Source organism: uncultured Flavobacterium sp. (assembly GCF_937967675.1).
In the GTDB taxonomy this organism is placed as follows: Bacteria; Bacteroidota; Bacteroidia; order Flavobacteriales; family Flavobacteriaceae; genus Flavobacterium.
Map to the genome: position 1 here is coordinate 1 of NZ_CALBSN010000002.1, position 23,904 is coordinate 23,904.

At 28.9% G+C, this 23,904-nt stretch carries 23 protein-coding genes; 4 read left to right on the top strand and 19 right to left on the bottom strand.

The features are described from left to right. Positions 1–45 precede the first annotated feature (45 nt). A complete protein-coding gene (locus Q0075_RS00180; protein WP_133609015.1) occupies positions 46–276 on the top strand; it encodes a uracil phosphoribosyltransferase in 231 nt (76 codons plus the stop codon). Positions 277–296: 20 nt separating this feature from the next. Here Q0075_RS00180 and purD read toward each other — a convergent pair whose 3' ends face one another. Continuing rightward, the gene (gene purD / locus Q0075_RS00185) at positions 297–1,568 is read right to left on the bottom strand and encodes a phosphoribosylamine--glycine ligase (RefSeq protein ID WP_297867752.1); all 1,272 of its coding nucleotides are present in this window, start codon (positions 1,566–1,568) and stop codon (positions 297–299) included. Between the two features lie 111 nt (positions 1,569–1,679). Between purD and Q0075_RS00190 the strand changes: the two genes are divergently transcribed. Beyond that, positions 1,680–2,990 (top strand): phenylacetate--CoA ligase family protein, encoded by a 1,311-nt coding sequence (locus Q0075_RS00190; RefSeq protein ID WP_297867753.1) that lies wholly within the window; start codon positions 1,680–1,682, stop codon positions 2,988–2,990. Between the two features lie 130 nt (positions 2,991–3,120). On the opposite strand, the gene Q0075_RS00195 is transcribed toward Q0075_RS00190, so the two are convergent. Genes Q0075_RS00195 through Q0075_RS00215 form a run of 5 tightly spaced genes read right to left on the bottom strand, consistent with a single transcriptional unit; the run spans position 3,121 to position 8,595 of the window. Then, on the bottom strand, positions 3,121–3,873 hold the full coding sequence (locus tag Q0075_RS00195; protein ID WP_297867754.1) for a glycosyltransferase family 2 protein: 753 nt from the start codon (positions 3,871–3,873) through the stop codon (positions 3,121–3,123). Continuing rightward, on the bottom strand, positions 3,873–5,225 hold the full coding sequence (locus tag Q0075_RS00200) for an exopolysaccharide biosynthesis polyprenyl glycosylphosphotransferase (protein ID WP_297867755.1): 1,353 nt from the start codon (positions 5,223–5,225) through the stop codon (positions 3,873–3,875). The genes Q0075_RS00195 and Q0075_RS00200 overlap by 1 nt, the downstream gene beginning before the upstream one ends. 2 nt (positions 5,226–5,227) lie before the next feature. Then, entirely contained in the window at positions 5,228–6,211 is a 984-nt protein-coding gene (locus Q0075_RS00205; protein ID WP_291110670.1) for a UDP-glucuronic acid decarboxylase family protein, read from the bottom strand. A 1-nt stretch (position 6,212) separates the two neighbouring features. Further along, entirely contained in the window at positions 6,213–7,547 is a 1,335-nt protein-coding gene (locus Q0075_RS00210) for an O-antigen ligase family protein (protein ID WP_297867756.1), read from the bottom strand. Continuing rightward, complete coding sequence (locus Q0075_RS00215) at positions 7,480–8,595, bottom strand: DUF1972 domain-containing protein (protein ID WP_297867757.1); 1,116 nt, start codon at positions 8,593–8,595, stop codon at positions 7,480–7,482. Before Q0075_RS00215 ends, Q0075_RS00210 begins: the two co-directional genes overlap by 68 nt. Before the next feature lie 142 nt (positions 8,596–8,737). Between Q0075_RS00215 and Q0075_RS00220 the strand changes: the two genes are divergently transcribed. Then, positions 8,738–9,514 carry a 2OG-Fe(II) oxygenase gene (locus Q0075_RS00220; RefSeq protein WP_291110664.1) on the top strand — a complete coding sequence of 259 codons (777 nt, stop codon included), beginning with the start codon at positions 8,738–8,740 and terminating at the stop codon, positions 9,512–9,514. Here the strand turns inward: Q0075_RS00220 and Q0075_RS00225 are convergent. After that, the gene (locus Q0075_RS00225) at positions 9,501–10,619 is read right to left on the bottom strand and encodes a glycosyltransferase family 4 protein (protein ID WP_297867758.1); all 1,119 of its coding nucleotides are present in this window, start codon (positions 10,617–10,619) and stop codon (positions 9,501–9,503) included. The two genes, Q0075_RS00220 and Q0075_RS00225, sit on opposite strands and share 14 nt — an antisense overlap. A gap of 69 nt (positions 10,620–10,688) precedes the next feature. Between Q0075_RS00225 and wecB the strand changes: the two genes are divergently transcribed. Continuing rightward, positions 10,689–11,813 carry a UDP-N-acetylglucosamine 2-epimerase (non-hydrolyzing) gene (gene wecB, locus Q0075_RS00230; RefSeq protein WP_297867759.1) on the top strand — a complete coding sequence of 375 codons (1,125 nt, stop codon included), beginning with the start codon at positions 10,689–10,691 and terminating at the stop codon, positions 11,811–11,813. On the opposite strand, the gene Q0075_RS00235 is transcribed toward wecB, so the two are convergent. From Q0075_RS00235 to rfbC, 12 genes are all read right to left on the bottom strand, one after another. After that, a complete protein-coding gene (locus Q0075_RS00235) occupies positions 11,788–13,023 on the bottom strand; it encodes a hypothetical protein (protein ID WP_297867760.1) in 1,236 nt (411 codons plus the stop codon). The genes wecB and Q0075_RS00235 overlap by 26 nt on opposite strands. Further along, positions 13,013–14,272 (bottom strand): lipopolysaccharide biosynthesis protein, encoded by a 1,260-nt coding sequence (locus Q0075_RS00240; RefSeq protein WP_297867761.1) that lies wholly within the window; start codon positions 14,270–14,272, stop codon positions 13,013–13,015. The genes Q0075_RS00235 and Q0075_RS00240 overlap by 11 nt, the downstream gene beginning before the upstream one ends. An 11-nt stretch (positions 14,273–14,283) precedes the next feature. After that, positions 14,284–15,096 carry an FkbM family methyltransferase gene (locus Q0075_RS00245; protein ID WP_297867762.1) on the bottom strand — a complete coding sequence of 271 codons (813 nt, stop codon included), beginning with the start codon at positions 15,094–15,096 and terminating at the stop codon, positions 14,284–14,286. A gap of 114 nt (positions 15,097–15,210) precedes the next feature. Next, positions 15,211–15,765: a hypothetical protein gene (locus Q0075_RS00250; RefSeq protein ID WP_297867763.1), complete on the bottom strand. Its 555-nt coding sequence runs from the start codon at positions 15,763–15,765 to the stop codon at positions 15,211–15,213. Between the two features lie 62 nt (positions 15,766–15,827). Beyond that, a complete protein-coding gene (locus tag Q0075_RS00255) occupies positions 15,828–16,562 on the bottom strand; it encodes a glycosyltransferase family 2 protein (protein ID WP_297867764.1) in 735 nt (244 codons plus the stop codon). Beyond that, positions 16,562–17,623 (bottom strand): NAD-dependent epimerase/dehydratase family protein, encoded by a 1,062-nt coding sequence (locus Q0075_RS00260; protein ID WP_297867765.1) that lies wholly within the window; start codon positions 17,621–17,623, stop codon positions 16,562–16,564. The genes Q0075_RS00255 and Q0075_RS00260 overlap by 1 nt, the downstream gene beginning before the upstream one ends. Then, on the bottom strand, positions 17,620–19,530 hold the full coding sequence (locus tag Q0075_RS00265) for a hypothetical protein (RefSeq protein ID WP_297867766.1): 1,911 nt from the start codon (positions 19,528–19,530) through the stop codon (positions 17,620–17,622). Before Q0075_RS00265 ends, Q0075_RS00260 begins: the two co-directional genes overlap by 4 nt. A gap of 18 nt (positions 19,531–19,548) precedes the next feature. Continuing rightward, on the bottom strand, positions 19,549–20,610 hold the full coding sequence (locus tag Q0075_RS00270; protein ID WP_297867767.1) for an NAD-dependent epimerase/dehydratase family protein: 1,062 nt from the start codon (positions 20,608–20,610) through the stop codon (positions 19,549–19,551). Between the two features lie 3 nt (positions 20,611–20,613). Beyond that, the gene (locus Q0075_RS00275; protein WP_297867768.1) at positions 20,614–21,384 is read right to left on the bottom strand and encodes a DUF2807 domain-containing protein; all 771 of its coding nucleotides are present in this window, start codon (positions 21,382–21,384) and stop codon (positions 20,614–20,616) included. 1 nt (position 21,385) lies between these two features. Beyond that, entirely contained in the window at positions 21,386–22,483 is a 1,098-nt protein-coding gene (locus Q0075_RS00280; protein WP_297867769.1) for an acyloxyacyl hydrolase, read from the bottom strand. Next, positions 22,483–23,358, bottom strand: a complete 876-nt coding sequence (gene rfbD / locus Q0075_RS00285; RefSeq protein ID WP_297867770.1) for a dTDP-4-dehydrorhamnose reductase — start codon at positions 23,356–23,358, stop codon at positions 22,483–22,485. Before rfbD ends, Q0075_RS00280 begins: the two co-directional genes overlap by 1 nt. After that, positions 23,352–23,903, bottom strand: coding sequence for a dTDP-4-dehydrorhamnose 3,5-epimerase (gene rfbC / locus Q0075_RS00290; protein WP_297867771.1), 552 nt, complete (start codon positions 23,901–23,903; stop codon positions 23,352–23,354). The genes rfbD and rfbC overlap by 7 nt, the downstream gene beginning before the upstream one ends. Between the last annotated feature and the right edge of the window lies 1 nt (position 23,904).

Here is a 23,904-nt window from a genome sequence, read left to right on the forward strand (position 1 = left end):
CGAATATTTTATATTTTTGTGGTGTAAATATAATACTTTATCAAAATGAAATCATTTTTTGAAGGAATACAATCACTTTTCGTAGATTTTTTATTCTTACCAATGGATTGGTTAAGAGAACTAGAATTAACTAATTGGTGGACTGCAAATATCTTAAACTGGATTTTTATTATTATTTGTTGTGGTGCAATGACGTATTGGATTAAGCAATTGAACATCTTCAAAGCAAATAATGAAGATGAGCAAGATACTACTGCACACTCATTTTTAAAATAATCTTAAGATATTAGTAAGGATTATAAATCCTTACCAATATCTCTTCTAAAATACATCTTATCAAATTGTAGTTTTGCTATACTTTGATAAGATTTTTTTATGGCTTCTTGAAAGTCATTTCCATACGAAGTTACCGCAATTACTCGACCTCCATTGGTTACGACTTTTCCGTTTTCTAATTTTGTACCCGCATGAAACGGAATAGAATCCGTGATGTTTTCTAAACCGAAAATTTCTTTTCCTTTTTCATAATCCTCAGGATATCCTCCTGAAACTACCATGATAGTTGTAGCCGCTCTTTCATCTATTTCCAAAGTAATTTTATCTAATTCTTGATTCCCGATGGCTTCAAAAATTTCAACTAAATCACTTTTTAATCTTGGCATTACTACTTCCGTTTCTGGGTCACCCATACGAACGTTATATTCGATAACCATGGGTTCGCCTTTCACGTTGATTAATCCAATGAAAACAAATCCTTTGTATTCGATGCCGTCTTTTTGTAAACCTGCGATGGTTGGTTTTACAATTCGAGTTTCGATTTTTTCTAATAAAACAGCATCGGCAAATGGAACTGGAGATACCGCGCCCATCCCGCCTGTATTTAATCCTGTATCGCCTTCTCCGATTCGTTTATAATCTTTTGCTGTTGGTAATACTTTATATGATTTTCCGTCGGTTAAAACGAAACAACTTAATTCGATTCCGTCTAAAAATTCTTCGATAACTACTTTTGAACTTGCTTGTCCAAATTTAGCACCAACTAACATATTTCGTAATTCAGCTTTTGCTTCTTCTAAATCCGATAATATTAAAACTCCTTTTCCAGCAGCTAATCCATCTGCTTTTAAAACGTAAGGTGCTTCTAAAGTTTCTAAAAATTGGCAACCTTGCTCTACGGTTTCTTTGGTGAAACTTTCGTAACGAGCGGTTGGAATGTTGTGTTTTACTAAAAATTCTTTGGCAAATTCTTTACTTCCTTCTAATTGTGCACCCACTTTTGAAGGTCCAATAACTGGAATATGATTGATTTCTGCATCGTTTTTAAAGAAATCATAAATTCCTAACACCAATGGATCTTCTGGTCCAACCACTACCATTTCTACTTTTTCTTGTAAAACGAAAGTTTTCACCGCTTCAAAATCATTTGGGTTTACATCCACATTTTTTGCTATCGATGCTGTTCCTGCATTTCCAGGCGCAACAAAAAGAGAAGTGCATTTTGAAGATTGAAGCATTTTCCAAGCCAGTGCGTGTTCGCGACCGCCAGAACCAAGTAGTAAAATAGTCATTTTTGTGTTGTTATGTTGTTTGGCAAAAGTACTATTTCTTAAGAAGAAAGAAAAAAGAAAAAAGAAGAAAGATTATTTTCAGATTTATTACTTTTGAATAAATTCTAACGAATGTTCAACTTGTTTCATCATTCTTTAAAATTAAGCGGTTTTCCAATTGCGAAAGCTCAAGCTGATTTTGAGAAAATTCTACAAATTTCGGAAGCAGATTATCCCGATTATCTCGAAGCTAAAAAGCGAGAAATTGTAGAATTTCATTTAAAAAATAATGCTTTTTATCAAAATATAGTTGGAAAAAACAGCTTTGAAAATTGGAACGATTTACCCGTTCTAACCAAAAAAGATTTACAAAAACCTTTAAAAGACCGACTTTCGAAAGACTATTCCGAAAAAACTGTTTTTGTAAATAAAACTTCGGGTTCGAGTGGCGATCCATTTGTTTTTGCCAAGGACAAAGAAGCACATGCTATAACTTGGGCTTCGATTATTCATCGTTTTGGTTGGTATGGTGTTGATTTTAATTCTTCGTATCAAGCAAGATTTTATGGGATTCCGTTGGATTTTATTGGATACAAAAAAGAACGTTTGAAAGACTTTTTAAGCAAAAGATATCGTTTCCCGATTTTTGATTTATCGGATAAAGTTTTAGATGGCGTTTTGGAACATTTTAAAACCAAAAAGTTTGATTACATCAATGGTTACACGAGTTCGATTGTGCTTTTTGGAAAATATTTACAAGCACGAAATATTATTTTAACTGATGTATGTCCGTCGTTGAAAGTTTGTATGGTGACTTCGGAAATGTTGTTTGAAGAAGACAAAATCTTGCTTGAAAAACATTTGGGAATTCCCGTTGTAAATGAATATGGTGCTTCGGAATTAGATTTGATTGCTTTTCAAAATCCAAATGATGAATGGCAAGTGAATTCGGAAACCTTATTTGTGGAAATTTTGGATGAAAATAATCAACCGGTTCCATATGGAAAAGAAGGAAAAGTGGTGATTACTTCGTTATACAATAAAGCGCATCCATTTATTCGTTATGAAATTGGTGATGTTGGGATTTTGGATGAAAAAAGCACCTTGAAAAAACCAATTCTAAAAAAATTAATCGGAAGAACTAGCGATGTAGCGCTTTTACCAAGTGGAAAAAAATCGCCAGGATTAACGTTTTACTACGTAACTAAAAGTATCATCGAAGACGATGGAAACGTAAAAGAATTCATCGTTCGTCAAACGAAATTGGATAGTTTTGAAATTGATTATGTGAGTTCTGTAGAATTGACTTCGAAACAAATTCAAGAAATTGAAAAAGCAATTGCAAAATATTTAGAACCTGGATTGCATTTCACCTACAACCGAAAAGAAGTTTTGGAACGTACAAAAAGAGGAAAATTGAAGCAATTTCAGTCGATGCTTTGAGCTTAAACACAAATTTCACGAATTAGCACAAATTATTTTTTTTGTAAAATCTTTCAAAGCGAAGCTTCCTAAATCAACTTCATTAAATTTTGCGAACTTTGCGAAAAACTTAAAAACTTTGCGTTAAAAACTAATTTCTATACTTCATAAAACCGCGATACATCCAATGCAACATATAATAGCTGGATTCGAAAACATTCAATTTTTCAACTTCTCTATAAAATTGCCATTGGTATTTAATTAAATCCGATTTTTTTCTGGAAAGTGAATTTTCTCTGATTCTATAAATCGCTTGCGTTTCTTGGATTCCATGTGCAAATGGAATTACTTTTAAATAATTCAACCACAATCCCATATCTTGACGTTTTCGGATGAGTGGCATGTACTTTTTGCCTAACTTTTTAATATCAACAAAAGCCGTCAAACAACTTATAGAATTGGATTTTAAAATGTCAGAATACGAAACTTTATTGGGAACAATAAAATCAGAATAGACAAATTCTAATTGTTCATTGGCTCTTTTGTAAGACGAAAACACGAATGGAATTCCGGTTTCTTGAATGGTTTTGATATTGTTTTCGATGAATGTTGGAAACCAAATGTCATCGGCATCAATAAACGTCATATAATCTCCAGATGCTTTTTCAATTCCAGTATTTCGAGCTACTGCTGGTCCTGAATTTTGACTTAACTTATGAAATTGAATGCGATTATCCTTTTGGATTATGGATAAAACAACATTTTCTGTTTCATCAGACGAACCATCATCTACAATAATCATTTCCCAATTTTGGTAGGTTTGATTTTGCACTGATTGAATGGTTTCAGCAATAAATTTTGCAGAATTGTAAGATGGTGTAATTATAGAAACTAAAGCAGTCATTAGTAAGCTTTTTTCTCTCCTTTAATTGCATTAATTACAGTAGCAAAAATTATCTTAATATCGAGTAACAATGACCAATTTTCAAGATAAAAAATATCATATTTCACCCTGTTAATAATATCTTTTTCTGTTTCTACTTCCCCTCTAAAACCATTGGTTTGAGCCAAGCCGGTTATTCCTGGTTTTATGAAATGTCGCACCATGAATTTGTCTACGCTTTTAGCATACATTTCGGTGTGGCTTACCATGTGAGGTCTTGGCCCTACAACCGACATATCGCCTATTAATACGTTGAAAAATTGAGGTAGTTCATCTATACTGGTCTTTCTAATTAATTTTCCAATTCTGGTAATTCTAGGATCATTTTTTTGAACTTGTTCTAAATCTGCAATAGGATTCAAATACATAGATCGAAATTTATAACAATAAAACTCTTCATAATTTAATCCATTTCTTTTTTGTTTAAAAAAAACAGGGCCTTTTGATTCCATTTTAATTAACAAAGCAATTATTGGGGTCAACCAAGACAAAATAAATATTATGATAGATAAAGAAAAAAGAACATCAAAAAAACGTTTTAATCGCTTATTTACTTCTTTGTCTAAAGGTATTGTTCTTAAAGAAATTATAGGTATATAATCATAATATTCTACCGCTAAATTTCTTAAAAAAGTATTTTTATTATCAGGAAGAAATTTTACCGTCTTTAAATTATTGTCGGCAAAGAAAATTAAATCATTAATCTCTTTATTAGAAAGGGTGTTAATTGATGCGTATATTTCATCAATTCTATTTTCTATTACATATTGATTGCTATTAATTAACTCTGTTTTTTTATTTTCTTTTAAATCAAATATATAGCATAAATTATAGCCATAATCAGGATTGTTTGTGAAAAAATCTTTTAATTCATCAACGCTTTTTCCATGACCAATTATTATAACATTTCTATAATTGCCACCATATAAAAGCCTATATTTTTTTAACAAAATAAAAATAGAAAATTTAACTAGACCCACTAATGAGAAGGAACAAAAAATATAATAACCTACTTCATCAGTGGTTACATATTTGTATTTGTAACCCACATAAGCAAATGTAATTAAGCTTATGAAGAAAAATTGCTTTAAGAGTTTACCAAAAATCTCTATTCCCTTTGTAAAACGATACACCTCATAATATCCAGAATAATAAGAAATTACTAACCAAAAAACAGATAGAATAGTATGATAGCCAAAATTACTCATGGCTGATCTCATACATAATAACACTAAAAGATTTACAATTAATAAATCTAAAAATATTAGTATGGGTCTAATGTAAATTGAATATCTCCCTGCCTTATTTTTCAACCCTAGTATATATATTTAGTAAAATCTTTATGTTCTTCTTTTAATAATTCTTCTGAAGAAAGGGTTTTAAAATAGTCATATGTTATTTTCATCCCTTCCGATCTAGAAACCTTTGGTTCCCAACCTAAAATTTCTTTTGCTTTTGTTATGTCTGGTTGTCTTTGTAATGGATCATTAACAGGTAAAGGGTGATACACTACTTTTTGACCTGTACCTGTTAATTTGATGATTTCATCTGCAAAATCTTTGATGGTAATTTCATCTGGATTTCCAATATTAACTGGTAAATGATAATCTGAATGTAATAATCTGAAAATTCCTTCTACCTGGTCATCAACATAACAAAACGAACGGGTTTGACTTCCATCACCAAAAATGGTTAAATCTTCACCTCGAAGCGCTTGTCCTATAAATGCGGGAATTACTCGACCATCATTCAATCGCATTCTTGGTCCATAGGTATTAAAAATACGAACAATTCTGGTTTCTACACCATGAAATGTATGATAAGCCATTGTTATTGATTCTTGAAACCGTTTGGCTTCATCATAAACTCCTCTTGGACCAATAGTGTTTACATTACCATAATATTCTTCCGTTTGAGGGTGAACTAAAGGATCACCGTAAACTTCTGAAGTGGATGCTATTAAGATTCTTGCTTTTTTTACCCGAGCTAATCCTAATAAGTTATGTGTTCCTAAAGATCCAACTTTTAAAGTTTGAATTGGAATTTTTAAGTAATCTATTGGACTTGCTGGTGATGCAAAATGCAAAATGTAATCCAATTTCCCTGGAACATGAACAAACTTTGTGATATCATGATGATAAAACTCAAAATTTTTATCTTTAAAAAGATGTTCAATATTTTTCAAATCACCTGTAATTAAGTTGTCCATACCTATTACAAAATAACCTTCCTTTATAAATCTATCGCATAGATGTGACCCAAGAAATCCAGCCGCACCTGTTATAAGTATTCTTCTCATTTTAATTTTTCTTAACTGAGGGGTTATTTATAAAATTAAACAAACAATAAAAAGTGGTAAAAAACACAACACCTCTTTGTCTCCATAAAAATGATTCTGTCAAAAATAAGCTTAACATTAAGATTGCAAAAGCAATATGCATAAAATCTTTAGAATTAAATGCTTTTTTTGTATTAATAATCAAAATAATTAATAGTAATACAAAACCTATTGCACCTAACTCTGCAAAATTTTGTACATATTGATTATGAAAATTAAATGTTCCATAACCTGGATATAAATTATATTGCTTTTCTTTTTCTAATAACTTATTTAGTGAAGCATTTAGTCCAAATCCTTTCCAAAATATAGGTTCTTCATCTAAAAAATCTTTAAACATTCTAAATTGATATACCCGAAATGAAGTACCTGGAAAAAAATCATTATGTGTAAATTTTTTATTATTCCAAGCTTCGTAAATACTTATATTATTAACGCCTACTTCGTTATTCACTTTTACATTATGTGATATACTTTTTTCTGTATTACTTGTAAACTCAATTAAAAAACGTTCTTTTATTTTTCCGAAAGAAAGAATAATTCCTAGTAATATTAAAATTAAAGTTAAATTTCTTAATCGCAAACGATTAGCCATTTTAGAGTAGAAAAAAATTTGAATTAGAATTAACAAAACAAATACTAATATAATATTTTTAGATGCCAATAAAAGAACAAAAACAAATAAAAGTAAACTAGCTAATCGCTCTATTTTATTCTTGTGCTCTTTTATGAAAAAATAAAAAAAAGCAATTGCCACATATACAGAAACATGAATTGCATTTAATAACCTTGGAACTAATCCTGTGTCTGTTTCGTTATCGGGTCCGTGATAGAAAAAAACACTCGTTTCTTTAGTTAAAATAAATCTTAGTACTGCTCTTATTAAAAAAAACATTACAAAAAACAACATTGTATAACTGTAATATTTAATTAATTTATCCCTTTGTTCTTTTGTAAAAGAAGGTATTAATAAAAATGCAATAGGTACAAGTAATAATGCTATTTCCTTAGGTATTGCAGATAATGTTCTTTCTTTATCTACAGACCATAAATAGGAAAAACACATCCACAAAAATAATAACATTGGCAGTAAATAAGCCCAAGAAAAAATCATTTTGTTTCTCCTAATATAGAAAAAGGATGAAATAACAAATACTCCTAATAAAATATTATTTATAGCCATTGAAAATGGCACAGTTATTAACAATAGTAAAAAAGGAATAAACGCATTATGTTGTTTGTTTTCCTCTAGAAGTTCCCTCCAAGCACTGCTTAAAAAGTTGTAAATATTGTTCATTTATTTGTTCCCATTTAAAACTCGTAGCTATTTTTAAATAATTATTTTCTACGAATTGCAAGTTATCACTTTTTTTGACAGTATTTAAGATTTTTTTAACCTCATCTGATGTTGAAAAGTAAAACGCATTTTCTCTGAGAATCCCTTTGTTAAACAAATTGTTGTGGGAAGCAATCAAAGCTTTAGAAGCCATAGCTTCTAACAATGACGGATTAGTGCCTCCAACAGTGTGCCCGTGGAAATAAATATTAGAATAATAACGCAAACTATTAAGATGATCTAAGTTGTAAATTGCCCCACAAAAACGAATGTTAGAAAAAGATTCGAATTTGTTTTTTAAATAAATACCATATTTGGTATTGTGATTTCCAATTACTAAAATTGGCATCTTATTTTCTGATAGTGTAACTCCATCAAGAACCATTTCTATATTGTTTTCTGGTTCAAAACGAGCCATAATCATATTAAAATTTTCTTTTTCAACATTGTATTGTTTCAAAATTTCGTCATTTGGGTTATCAAAATTATAAGCTCCATAAGCTATGTAGTAACTTTCTTTTTGATATTTTTCCCATAAATATTTTTGAATTCCTAATGAATCCGCTATTAAAAAATCACTTTTTTTAACCGCTAACCGTTCTGCAAAAAGAAGTACTTTTTGTACAAGTTTAGAATATTTAGTTCGTTTCCATTCTAAACCATCCATATTTGTAATTACAATAGACTTCTTAGGATGTAAAAAATACCAAACCGAACTACTGGTATAACCTAATTGAAGAATAATATCAAAATTCCTTTCTCGAGCGTCTAAAATACAATTTAAATCATACACAAACTGGCCCACCGTTCCTATTTTATTCTCTGGATCATAACAATGTATTATGTGAACACTTTTGAATTTTTTTTCTTTGTAAGGATGCGTATAGGAATTATATACACTAACATCATGACCTTGATCTGCTGCATATGTAGCAAAAAATTCGGCGAATTGTTCAAAACCACCATAATGGTTAGGGATTCCACGGGTTCCTAAAATTCCAATTTTCATTTTGTTATTTTTAACAAAAACAAAAATAAGTGTTCTCTTCTGTATATTCTAGATTTGTAATGTTTTTTTTTGCTTTATGACAAATGTCATCCTTGATATCTCATTAAATTTGTTATTTTTGCTATTATACAATAGTAATGCTATGATAAATTTTGAGTTTTTAGAAAATAACCAAGAATCACTTAGAATAAAATATTTAACCGCTCAACCTTTTCCACATCTAATAATTGATGGGTTTTGCGATGAAGAAAAATTAAACAAAGCTTACGCTTCAATTCCAGAATTAGAAAACAAAAGTAGAGATTATGCTTTTGCAAATAATAAATTTGAGAAATCAAATTACAAAGTTTTATCTCCTGAATTAGAAGAACTTTATAATGACTTGTCTTCAGAGCGTTTCAATAAAATATTATCATTCATTACAGTTAAGAAGGTTTTTGTTGATCCAAAAAACCACGGAGGTGGTTTACATCAAGGAAAGAAAAATAGCTTTTTAGACATGCATCTTGATTTTAACTATCATCCTATCAATAAAAATTGGTATAGAGAATTAAACCTATTGCTTTATTTAAATAAGGATTGGAAACCTGAATACAAAGGAGGTCTTAAAATTAGAGATTTAAGAACTAATGAAGAAGCAGAATTAGATGTTCCCTTCAACAGATTAATCATTCAACAATGCGCACCGTATACACTTCATGGATATGATATGACTAACTTCCCTGAAGGAAATTACAGAACTTCTATTGCAACATATGCGTATCAAATTCACAATAGACATTTAGAAACACCGCGTACTACAGATTGGTTTCCAAAAGAAGATGCTTCTTTTTTTAAAAAACAATTAGCAAAAAACTACAATTTTTTGGTGCAAACTAAAAACAAATTGTTTGGTAGCGGAACTGCTAAAAACCAGTAGTGTTTCCTAATGCCTTGTAATAGCCACGTAAAGTAGATTCAGCGGCTTTTTCCCAAGTGTAATTCATTAAAATTTTATTTCGCAATTCTTCTTTGAAAGGAGATGAATACGCTTTATCTATTGCTTCTTTGATTGTACTTACATCATCGGGCTCACAATAAAAGGCAAAATCCTCAAAATATTCTTCTGTGTCTCCTTTTTTTGTTACAACAATATTACAGCCCATTGCTGCTGCTTCCAAAGAAGATAATCCAGGGGTTTCCATCCAGCTAACTAAAGCATGAACTTTGGCAACTCGATACAATTCTTTTAATTCTTCATGTGGTATTGCACCTAAAAAAACAACATTTTTACCCGCTTCGGCATGAACTTGCTCCACATAACTTTTTTGGTTTTTCGATTCATTACCAACCAATACTAAAGTATAATCTGAATTATTTACAGCTCTTACTAAATTTAGTGTTGATTTTCTACCTTCAATTCGTGCAGCGCATACAATACAGTCTTTGTATTGTTCAAATTTATTAGTATTTACAGTAGAAGAACTATCAAAAATATTTTTATCAATTGAATTAGGTACAGCTTCAAACTTATAATTCTTTAATTTAAATTCTGACGCTACCCTATTCATTTCAGAAATTGAATTTGGTAAAAAAACTTCGACACTTTTCGTGATGTCTTTCATTAAACCATAATATCCTCTGAACATCATTTTTATAACACCTTTATGAAATCTATTTTCATGATAATGTCTTATAGTGTTTTTCAGATACCCTATTTGATAAGGAGATAAAAAATTAGCAATTTTTTGAGCAAATCCTCCTCTTGCCTTCTGTTCATATTCTGTGTACAAACCATAAATAGTAGATAAAACAATTTTTTTGTTTTGTTTTTTTGCATTAACACACTGTAAATAAATATCTTGAGGATCCATTAAGTTAAACAAATGAACAATGTCATAATCCTTTAAATCGGGTTCAAATTCTAATGAAATATCAACTGAAATTCCTAATTTTTCGAGATATTCTTTTGTTTTTTCTATTTGGATTAAGTCTCCTCCAGGAGCACTATAAAGATTCGTTCTTGTTTGAAATAAGACTTTCATTTAATAATGATTAAAGCTTTACAAATATAGATATTATTATTAGTTTTACGTTTTTAAATCATCATCTTAATGAAGAAAATTCTATTCCTTTTTGGTACTCGTCCAGAGGCAATCAAAATGGCTCCTTTAGTTAAAACTTTCTGTTTGGATTTTAATTTTACAGTTAAAGTTGGCGTAACGGCTCAGCACAGAGAAATGCTAGATCAAGTATTGGATTTTTTTAAAATTGATGTAGATTATGATTTAAACATTATGAAGCCTAATCAAAGCTTACATGAATTAACTTCGGGTTTAATTTTAAAAATTACCGAAGATATTTTAAACAAAGAAGATTTTGATTATGTATTTTTACAAGGAGATACAACTACAGTATTAGCAGGCGCTTTAGCCTCGTTTTACAAAAAAATCAAAGTTATTCATATAGAGGCTGGACTTAGAAGTCATGATATCTATTCCCCTTTCCCCGAAGAAATGAATAGAATTTTAACTTCTAAAATTGCTCATATTCACTTTTGTCCTACACAAACAGCTGCTGATAATTTAGATAGAGAAGATCTTAAAAATAATGTTTTTGTAGTGGGAAACACTGTGATTGATGCATTATTATTAGGACTAGATGAAATTAAAAATTCATCCGAAAGTAATTTAATTAATAAATATTCTAACATTGATTTCAATAAAAAAATTATACTCGTAACTTGTCATAGACGAGAAAATTTTGGAAAACCATTTGAAGAAATTTGTGATGCTTTACTTGAAATTTCAGATTCGTTTAAAGAAACAATACAAATTGTTTATCCTGTTCATTTGAATCCGAATATTATGAAAATTGCTCACGAAAAGTTAACTAGAGACAACATTAAATTAATTTCTCCATTAGATTATCCTGATTTGATTTGGATGATGAATCATTCTAATCTTATTTTAACCGATTCTGGTGGAATTCAAGAAGAAGCTCCGAGTTTAGGAAAACCCGTTTTAGTCTTAAGAGAAATAACGGAAAGAATGGAAGGTGTTGAAGCAGGAACAGCAATTCTTGTGGGTTCAAATAAAGAAAAAATAGTGGCGGAAACTTCTATGTTATTATTAGATGATTCTTATTATTCAAAAATATCTAAAGCCGTAAACCCTTATGGAGATGGAACCACAAGTGAAAAAATAAAAGAAATTATTTTAGCAAATGACTGTTATTAGCCTTTATCAAATATTCTCTCATCGCTAAAATTAACCCTATAATTATAGATTTGTTATCCAACTTAAAATAAACGCCCATAAAAACCCAGGTTGACAAAACCAAAAAGACACCAGTTCCCATTAACAACATATTCAAATGGTTAATTAATGGATTTTCGTCCCTTTTTTGTTTATAAAGTAAATATAAAAAAACCATTAACAACAGCAAGCCTAGTAATCCTGATTTCATAAAAATAGTCATAAAACCATTATGAGCTACTGAAATATATTGAATTATCGAACCATCTGTTGTTCTAATTTTTTGTCCAATATTTAATGTAGAACCTATTCCTTTACCAAAAAATACTGCTCTGAATCCATCTGCAGTAACTTGTTTTACAGTGATAATACTTTCAAAGGATCTGTAATTATCATTAAAATCTTTCCAGTCATCTTTGTTAATCTTGGTTTTAAACGCTTCTTCTGGTGCAATTTTAATCTTATACATGAGCGCTTCAATTCCTTTTCCATTTCGTTTGGGGTTTGCATAATAAATGGCTCCATAACTCAATAAAAAACTGAAAACAACAAGGCTTAGAACTTTTAACGACTTTTGGGTTAATACAAAGTATCCTTTTATGCCAAGCACTAAAATAGCTAATTGTAAAAAATTAGTTCTTGCTAAATACATAAAGATTGAAAAACCAATTACAATCAAAAAAAATGTCTTTCTTTTTTTATTTATTTCAATATTAAATTTGTTACTAAACAAAAGCACAACAAACACATATACTTCATAATCACTAAAAAAACCTGCTTCAGCTCTTATTAAATTCATATCAACAGTATGAAACTTTAAAAAAGCAAATAATAATAATAATATGTGAATGGTTGACAAAACCAAACCAGCGTTTATAAAAACATCAAAACTCTTACTTTTAAATTTATCAAATATTTGATAGCCAACTAATAATCCTAAAATAGGCTTTAACAGATAGGTAAAGTCTTTAACCATCGAAAAAGCTTGGTATTTATAGAATAAACTTGAAATTGAAGCAATAAGAAGAATTCCAAAAAATAATAGAATAAAGTTAAATATCGTTACAGAATATTTCTTCCTTGTGGTTAATAAAACGGTTGTTAACCAAATTAAAAATGTTACCTCATAATTTGGAAAAAATGAAGAAACGATACATAGTATATATAAAAAACTATAAAGGTTAATTTTCATTTCTTTTTATTTTTTTAAAGGCGCCTTGATAATAAAAATAAACAAATAATATTTCTGATAAAAAAATGGAAGCTATAATTCCAGATAAATTGTAAAAATAAGAAAACAATAAAATTGTTATCAAATTTATTACCGTTACAAAAAATGTGATTTTAAAATATAATTTGTTGTTATGCAAACCAAACATTAATTGTTCAAATGATAGGGAAAATACCATAGCAACAGGTACAATTAATATCATTTGAAATAAAACCTGTAAGTCTTTTATCAAATTGCTTTCGACTCTAAAAAAGACCAAAACTTTATCGCTAAGAAAAAACAAAAGTAAAGATGAGATAAAAACGCCAGAAAATAAAATTAGGACATACTTTTTCCAATACTGTAAAGCGTGCTTTTTATCCTCATTTAACCTAAAACACAACTGTGGATAAAAGAACTTTAAAAAAACTTGTGATAACGTTCTGTAAAGCGAAATAATTTGGTCTAAAATCTTGTATTGACCCGCCAAATTATAACCAAATAAATACCCAACAAGAAACAATGGAGATAGTTGTCTTACAGATAAAAATAGTTGGGAGATACAAAGTGAAAAATCATTTCGTAACGTTTGAAAGATAAGTTCAAAATGAGGTTTAAAAAAATGAAACTTATTTTTTTTAAAAACATATATTAAGCCCAATATGTTTAAAGTTAAAGAAGAGATTCCTAAAAGGAAATTAACATATACATAATGGTTAGATTCTGTTATAAAAAAAAAGATTAATACTACATAAAGTAGTTTTGAACAAGCATTTAAAATACTTGAAGTATAAAAATCTTCAATTCCTTGTAAAAACCAAATTGGATTAAAAACTTGAGCGAAAACTATAGTTAGTGAGAATAGAAATAAAAGGGTTTCATTATAGAAATAAGGTAAAAAAAAGATACACGAAAGACCTATAATTACAGAAAAAAAGAATAGAATAAATTTTGTGTAAAGGGTAGTAACTAATTCGTCTTGAAGTTTCTTTGGGCTATTTCTTGATTCAGAAATTCTCTTAATTCCTTTGATATCAAACCCATAATCAACTATTAAAATTAAAAATAAAGTAAAGGCAAAGGCAATTCCAATTTTACCAAAACCATCTAAATTACACACATAAATTAAATAAGGCGCTATTACAAGTGGTGCTATCAGATTAAAGGCCTGACCTATTCCATAGACAAGAAACTTATTACTAATTTTACCAAAAATGCTTCTAATTTGCATTATTTAAAACATTAAATCCAAAAATGAATCATTACGGGCTTAGGCTCTTCGCCATGAATGCCTTTTATAAAATAATTATATTCTGGAACAAAACTTTTAATCAAAGCTATAATTTCATCAGGATTATTCTGTTTATGATAGGTGGTAATTGCAATTTTTGGTTTATTCTTTGAAATCGTTTCTTTAGCTCCTTGAAGCATTTCATATTCAAAACCTTCGATATCTGCTTTTAAATACGTTATTTTGTTATCACCTATTAAACTATCAACTGTTTCTACATCAATACTTCTACTGGCTATAGAATCATTTGAAATTTGACCATCTAAAGAATCCTCATTAAAGAAAACTTTGTCTTTTTTATTTCCTACAGCAAGATTAAAAATTGTCGTTTTTTCTTTATTTTGTTCAAATGATTTATTTAAGGAATTATAAAAGTATTGACTTGGCTCTACCATATAAATATGAGAACATTTGTCTAATACTACCAAAGGAAACAATCCTTCTGCGGTACCAATGTCCAACAAAATTTCTCCTTTTTCAACTGGAGTTTTTTCATATTGGTAATAATGCCAATCATTAGTGTCAAAAGTTTCTGCTGTAACTTGAAAAATTCCTGATACAGCGAATTTTTTTGGCCAATATAATTCTCTATTTAAATTTAAGAAAGTTACTTTATTATACTCATCTGAAGAGTCAATTTTTTTAATAAATTTTTTTGCAATTACATCAACTTTAGGTTTTATTAAAAACTTTAATAATTCAAAAAAACTAAGGTTGTTTTTATTAAAAAATAACCAATAAAATAATATTCTAACTCTTCTCATTATTTAATCAAATTAAAAATGAATCAACCATCTTTTTATAAATTCAAAAATAGGTAAAAAAATAAATACCCCATTATGTAATGGGGTATTTATTTAATAATAGATCTTATTCTTTTAATAATAAATTTTCTTTAATTCTCTCTTGAGAGTTTCTCCAGAAAAAAACAATGGGTCATATATCCCTTCCGGTGATTTATTTTGTTTGACTAGTCCAGAATTTTTGTCAATAATTGAAATACAGTTATTAGGTATGAAAAAATCAAAAAACATTGGTCCTGAAGCATCAATAGTTTTCCCAAGATATTCGATTTTTAATCCGTTTATTTTAATATCATCTTGGTTTTGATTCGTTCCGAAGTCTATTCTTAAATAATTTGGGTAAATATCAGCAGGTAATAAAAACACAATTTCTTGCTCTTGATCACTTCCTTTAATATCGTTAGACCAAACACTATTTTCACCTTTATATTCTGATTCCTTATCTTCTTCACTAAAATAAACCTGAAATTTGTCATCTTTCTTTACAGTTGCAAATAATTTAACTTTGATTTGATTATCTGTATTTACTTTGTTATCGACTGTTTTTAATTCATCGATAGACTTTTCATCTTTACACCCTACAAATATTGATGTTAATAAAACAATTAAGATTATAAATTTAGTTTTCATTTTTATTAAAATTTTTGACAAAAATAATGTTTTTTTTATTCATAAATAGACTTTTATTTTTTTTATTTTCTTTTGAAGTCACCTCTAGAAAAATATTTTTCTACAAAACAATACATTAAAATAAAGAAATAACGACTGCCCATTTCTTTAATTTTTAATTTTGAAACGCCATATTTTCTATTGGTCCAAGAATTTGGAACAACCGTGTAAGAATAGCCTCTTATAATAGCTTTTAATGGAAGTTCTATGGTTAAATTAAAATGTGGTGAAAGTATTGGTTTAACACCTTCTATTGCTTCTCTTTTATATAATTTAAATGCGTTTGTGGTATCATTATACTTTATTTGCATAACAATCCTAATAATAAAATTTGCAATTCTATTAATAATTTTTTTCACCCACGGATAATCAATTACCTTTCCGCCTTTAATAAACCTGCTTCCAAATACACAGTCATAATTTCCCTCCACCATAGTAGTGTAATAACGAATTAAATCGTAAGGTGAATCGGATAAATCAGCCATCATAACAGCAACACAATCACCTGAAAAACGCTCTAATCCATAACGAACTGCATAACCAAATCCATTAGGACCATGATTGGTTTCGTACTTTAGAGTTGGATATTTTTGAGCTAATTTTTCTAAAACCTGAAGTGTATTGTCTTTAGAATTATCATTAACAATAAAAATTTCATGCTCAATGTTTACTTTTGAAAAAGCCTCTTCAATTAAATCAATAGTTTCAGTTATTGATTCCTCTTCGTTATAAGCTGGTATTACAATACTTAACTTCATTAGTGTTTTTTTGTAGTCGCCTCATAAATTTGAGTCAAAATATCATTAATATTATATTTCCAATTCCAATTAGGATAATGATTTTTAAATTTAGTAACATCACTAATCCACCAAATATGATCTCCAATTCTATTTGTTTCAGAATATTCATAATTCATTGGTTTGCCAGTTATTTTTTCACACATTTCTATAGCTTCTGCCATTGAACAATTGGAATGTCTTCCACCCCCTGCATTATAAACTTCCCCTTGTCGCGGATTTTGATAAAAATGCCAAAACATATTCACTAAATCCCAACTATGAATATTATCTCGTACTTGTTTTCCTAGATATCCAAATACCGTATATTTATCACCTGTTATTGCACACTTCATTAAATAAGACAAAAACCCATGTAATTTAGTTCCAGAGTGATTAGGACCGGTTAAACATCCTCCTCTAAAAACTCCTGTATTCATTCCAAAATATTTCCCATATTCTTGAACCAATACATCAGCAGCTACTTTAGATGCTCCAAATAAAGAATGCTTGGTTTGATCAATACTCATATTTTCATCTATTCCGTCTTTATAATAGGCGTGTGATTTATCTATTTCCCACCGCTTATCTAATTCAATTAATGGTAAATAATTTGGTGTATCTCCATAAACTTTATTTGTTGAAGTGAAAATAAATACCGCTTTTTCACAATGTAACCTTGTCATTTCTAACAAATTTAAAGTGCCGTTTGCATTTACCGTAAAATCAGTAATGGGTTCATTGGCGGCCCAGTCATGACTTGGCTGTGCAGCAGTATGAACTACTAATTTAATATCTGATTTATATTTTGAAAAAATAATTTCTAATTCTTGTAAATTTCGAATATCTGCATTGTGATGTTCAAAATTTGGAATTGAATCTATTAGTTTTTTTGTGTTCCACTCTGTAGATGCATCCTCACCAAAAAAACGAGCACGCATATTATTATCAATTCCTATTACCTTGTCAAATTTTTCTGCAAAAAATGCTACAGATTCACTTCCTATTAAACCTGAAGACCCAGTTACTAAACAAATATTCATCGTTTTATTATTTTATATTCTGTTATTCTTAATTTTTCTTTCAAAAAATTTTTATTTTTTATTTTTAATTGATAATGCGAAATTTCTTCAAGTGTATCTGGTGCTGAAAAATAATTTTTAAAATCATTTAAATCTTCAATAAATTTTTTAGAAAATACACCAGCTTTTAATAGATTATCAGAAGTTTTAAATGAAAAATTACCTCCTTTTTCTAATTGAATAACCAATTCAATTTCTAATCCATGTTTTAAGGTTGAAAAAATATTTCCTGAAATGTTCTTATAAGATTCTATTTTATATAAAACATCTTCTTTAGGAATTAATACAGAACTCAATGGCATTGCATATTCATCAATTTTTTCAAATTCTATTTTTCTTTGATTTGATTTCTTTTTTAATAATAACAATTCTCTATTGTCGATTTTGCCTACTCTTTCAATAGAATAATTTTCTTTAAGCACAATATAAACTAAAGATTCATCAAATAATGGATAACGATAATCTATAGATTGGTATTCAAAAATAATATATTCTGGAGCCTTTTCTGAATTATAAAAATTATAATTCAATTCTTGTAGTTTATCTGTATAGGTAGTATAACTTTGAAAAACAGGTCTCGGGTAGAAATTTAATTTATTTTCAATTAACATTTGTATATTCCAAGGAAAAACATCAACCGTATTCTTTCCAATCTTTTTTATAAATTCTTCGGGTAACCTAGAATACCCTTCAGTTATAAACAAGCCAGAAGTATTCGTTTTATTTAACAAACCATTAAAATATTCCTTTTTACTTATTTTGTTATTAAAATCTACTACATGTGTTTTATTGTCATTTAGAAATTTTAAATCAACAAAAAGCATACATAAAATCAATAATACAACATAGTTTATTTTTTTACAGGTATGAAAATCAGGTATTGTAAATATTAATAAAGGAAAATAAACAAAAAACTCATTAATGTGTCCAACATCTGCTCTTACAAATGCTTGTTTATAAAGAATAAAGAAAAATAATACGTATATGGTTCCGTAACCAATTTTTTCTGTTTTTCTTAATTTTTTATCCCATAAGGCAAAAATTAAAGAAGCAATAAATAATGAAATTAATATTACAATCTTTCCTAAACTTCCTTCTATTTGGTTTTCTAAATACATAATTCCATTGTATCCTTTAATTATTTCTAAAGAATTAATAATATAATTTGAAATAGATACATTAAGAAAATTACATAAAATTAAAATTAGTACAATTGGCGTAGTAAAATAAAAAAAGAATAATTTATAATTAATCTCTTTCTTAAAAAATTTATAGATTAGGAGAGTAAAAAAAATGGGTAATGAAATTAAACCAGTATTTAATTTTATAAAAAAAATTAAAACGGAAATTGTTATCAAAAACAAATAAGAAATAACTTCATTCGTTTCAAAAACCTGTCTAATCCAAAATTGAAAAAAAAATAAAAGAATAATTGATGTGGCAACACCTGTCCAACTAGGTAGAATCAATAAGATTATAATTGCAAGAGTTAAAGTTAAAATATAATTTTTAGATTTTTTTAAAGAAATGAATAAAATAAAGAACCAATTGGCAAATAAAAATAAATCGAAGAATAAAAATAAATATTTATTTTCGTTCCAACCTACCTTTGTAACCAATTGCGCTAATGGTCCATATGTAAAAACAACATCTTCTCCCCATTTTAAATTTAATGTTTTAACATAGTTAAGATTTATGAACCATGATGGATCTAATGTTGTCCAAGCTTGATCAGAAGGTTGTAAAGGGAAAATATTACTTTCGTAATAACTTGGAAATAAAAAATAAGCAAAAACAAAGCTAACCCCTAAGAATATTGTTGTTATAATTTTTGGATTTTTAAATATATTAAATGCTTTTTGTTCCATTAGATTAAATCTTATTTTTTACTTCAAAATTGATTCTAATTGTTTTTCATTTTCTTTAATCCAAAGATAAATATCTTTAAAAATTGTTTCAACTGATTTTTTTGGTTTCCAACCAATTTCATTTTTAATTTTCGAATTATCTGTAACATAAATTCTTAAATCTGCCGTTCTTGTTTCTGGAACTTCATCAATTTGTATCGTATTTCCTGTTATTCTCTCACAAATTGCTGTCATCTCTTTTAAGGAAGCGCTGTTTTCAATTCCTCCACCAGCATTATAAACTTTACCAACAAACTTCTCAATATTATGAATTTGATAATCAATTAACTCAACTAAATCGTCAACATGAAGCAAATCTCTTACTTGTTTACCTTTTCCACCATATCCAATATATTTTAATGATTGGTTCCAGTAATGTTTTGACATCCACAACGTTACAACTCCTTGGTCCGTTTTTCCCATTTGTCTTGGACCAGCAATAACTCCAAAACGAGTAACCGCAGCTTTTAAACCATAAAATGCTGCATATTCATGGATAAATAATTCTGAACTTAATTTGGTAGTTCCATAAAAAGAACGCGCCCCTTCTAATGATAATCCTTCTGAAATTCCTTTTGACGAAATTCCAGCAATACTTTGATTATCTGTAAATAAAAACTTTGTTTGTTCTTCTCTATATAAAGCGTTTTCAATTGTTTCTATAGGATAAACTCTACTAGTGGAAAGAAAAATTAATTTAGCATTATTTTTTACACAAGCATTAAAACAATTTATTGAACCGTATAAATTATTATTGATAACGTAAGTAGGATCAGAATCCAAACCTGCTGTAACTGAAGGTTCTGCCGAAGCCTCAATTAATACATCAAAACTACCTAAAGATTGTAAATCTTCATTATTTCTAATGTCTCCGTGAATAAATGTAATTGCATTTTTTTGAAAATCAATAAGATTTAATTCTGAACCTCTTCTTTTTAAATTATCAAAAGCAATAATATCATATTCTGGATATTTATTTTTCAACTGTAAACATAATGTTGAGCCAACAAATCCTGCTCCTCCTGTAATTACTATTTTCATACTCTAATAAATTACTCTTCCTCTAAAAACCTCTTCAACATCAATTATCGGAGGTATGTTTTCTAAAACAACATTGCCTGTTGCATTAATTATTCCTTCAATTTTTTGCAACGGATAAACAAACATATCGTTTGAACCTCTATGATATACTTTTATATTTTCTACATGTAAATCATTTCCGTAAAAACGCCCATTTCCAAAATAAAAATTCAATAACATCTCTTCTGAATGTCCATTAATATAAAAATTGGAAACGTTATTACTTTCAATAACTAACTGTAAATTATCAACTTCAATATCAAAATTTCCTGTTCCAGCGCCATCTCCATCATCTCCTATAGAAAACAATCGTATGATTGGAGAATGTAATATTCCATCTGACTGTACTTTTTGTTCTGTTTTGGAATGCAATTCTAATTCTTGGATTAAGGGTAATGTAGTTCCGTCTGGTATTGTAACATAAACTGTTGTTTGTCCGTAATCCCTAGCAATATTACATGTTGAATTATCTTTAATGACAAGTATATTTCCATGTAACTTAACCTCTAAATTATCGATAATGTTATCCGATGTTTTTATTTTAACTTCATAATTAGGTCCTTCTTTAACAACCAACCCAACGCCATCATATACTTTTACTCTAGAAAAACCTTCAAAAGGAAATGTTTTGGTAATCAGATTACCATTTCCTTTAAAACAATCTTCGGAAATACCACAGCTTGTTACCAAAATTAGGCAACACAAAGTAACTATATGTAAAATAAATGTTCTCATCTTATAATCGTAAACCAATAGTAGCTTCTATCGCTTCGGCTCTTCCGCCGTGGGTTTTTAATCCAACTCCTGTAAAGAAGTTTTTGTAAAGATAATATTTTGCTCCTATTCTTTGATAAACATCAATTTCATAATCAAATGGTTTATAAACGTAATACCCAAGTTGTGTTTCAATAGAAAGTTTGTTAATGAATAATTCATGTCCAACAAACAATCCCACTCTTTTATAATCGGTATCAGCGTCTGCATATGATTTATGTCCGGGAGGAAAAGCCACTGAAACAAATTCAATATAATCTCTAAGATATCGAGAGAAAAAAACATCGGTTCCTAGTTGTAAAGCGCTTTTTCTTCCAATTCGTTTATCAGCATACAAACCAATGTGATAAAATTGACGCTGACCCAAATGAGGTACTGGTCCTTCAGAAACTCCTGTTCTAAAGGCAATATTGTATTTTATTCTTTCTTTATACGTTGCCGATGCTGGTAAAGAATCCTTTATGTATTCTTGATTTTCGCCAAAATTATAGTTTAATCCAACGTTTAATGCAAAGGTGTTAATTCCGCTATTAGGCGCTTTGAATCTTCCGTTTGAAAAATGCGTTAACATAAATCCGGCTTGAAAACCAATTCGATTGAAAAGATTTTCTTTTTTATACTGCAACATAAAGTAGGTATTATCCATTACTTTAGTTCCAAAAGCGTTGTTTTTATTGTTGGTTTCCTTATCATAAGGATTCGATGTCATACCAATTCCTTGTGAAATTCGAAACATTAAATTTCGATTAAAAAAGTAAAAATTATAGTGTAATCCTAAAGCAACATTATACCCTAAATAATGATTTTTAAAGTCTAAATAATGAAATGAAATTCCATAATCTGGATAATTATAAACTTGCTCCCATTCTTTTTTACCAAAAGTTTTCCAGTTATAGCTTACTAAAAATCCATCCGGATGACCTGAAATCAAATGCCCAACATCTTCTGTATGCTTTATAATATTTCCCCTAAAAAGTTGTACATCAAAATAACCTGATGATTTTTCTTGAGAAAAAGATAATGAAACAGAAAAGCAGATAAAAAGTAGGGCTTTTTTCATTAATTCAAATGGTTTAAACTTATAGTTAAACTTTCTTTCCAATTTTTAATTTGAACGCCAAAAACCTTTTTTATCTTCGTTTTATCTAAAATACTGTAAGCGGGTCTTTTAGCGGGTGTTGGATAGGAATCTGTTGGAATAGGCTTCAAATCAATCTCTATATTTTTTTGATAAAATATTGCTGCCGCAAAATCGTACCAAGAACAATCGCCTTCGTTAGAGAAATTATAAACACCAAAGTTAATGGGTGATGCTGAAACGAGTTGAGCATGACAAGACTGTATTATTTTTAACAAAACCTCAGCTAAATCAACAGCATATGTAGGTGTTCCAATTTGATCATTCACAACTGACAAACTATCACGTTCCGAAGCCAGTCGCAACATTGTTTTCATAAAATTATTTGCAAATTGTGAGTACACCCAAGAAGTTCTAACGATGAAATATTTTTCCCAATTTTTTTGAATGGCAAGTTCACCATCTAACTTCGTTTGTCCGTAAATACTTTTCGGATTTGGAATATCGGTTTCTAAATAAGGAACTTTTGAAGTGCCATCAAAAATAAAATCTGTAGAAATATGAACTAAAATAGTATCAAATTCTTTACAAACTTTAGCCAAATTTTCAGGACCAACAGCGTTAATTAAATGCGCTTTATCCGATTCGCTTTCAGCTTTATCAACAGCGGTGTAAGCGGCTGTGTTGATACAAAAATGAGGTTGGTGTTTTGCAAAAACTGCTTGACAATTTTCAATATTGGTAATATCCATTTCTTGAAAATCGGTATATACAAACTGAATATTTGGATATTTATTAGCAATAAATCCTATAGATTGCCCAAGTTGACCTTTAGCTCCTGTAACTAGTACTACCATACTTTCTTGGTGTTTTCAAGATTCGGTAATATTTGATCTTTCTCGGAAATTATCAATTCATTCAAAGGAAAATTCCAATTGATATTAACGGTTTGGTCGTTGTAAATTAATCCGCCCTCGCTTTCTTTGTTATAAAAATTATCGCATTTATAAAAGAAGGTTGCGGTTTCAGATAAAACTAAAAAACCATGTGCAAAACCTCTTGGAATAAAAAACTGTTTTTGATTTTCTGCAGAAAGCAATACTGCTTCATATTGACCATATGTTTTAGAATTAGGTCTTAAATCAACCGCTACATCTAAAACTTCACCTTGTAAAACACGAACTAGTTTGGCTTGCGCATGTTCGCCACATTGATAATGCAAACCTCTTAAAACACCTTTAGTTGAAAACGATTGGTTATCTTGAACAAAAGTTACTTTTTGACCCACGCCTTCTTGAAAAGTTTTCTCATTGAAACTCTCCATGAAATAACCACGTTCGTCTTTGATTATTTTGTTTTCAAGAATAAAACATCCTTTTAGTTTGGTTTCTTTAAATGTCATT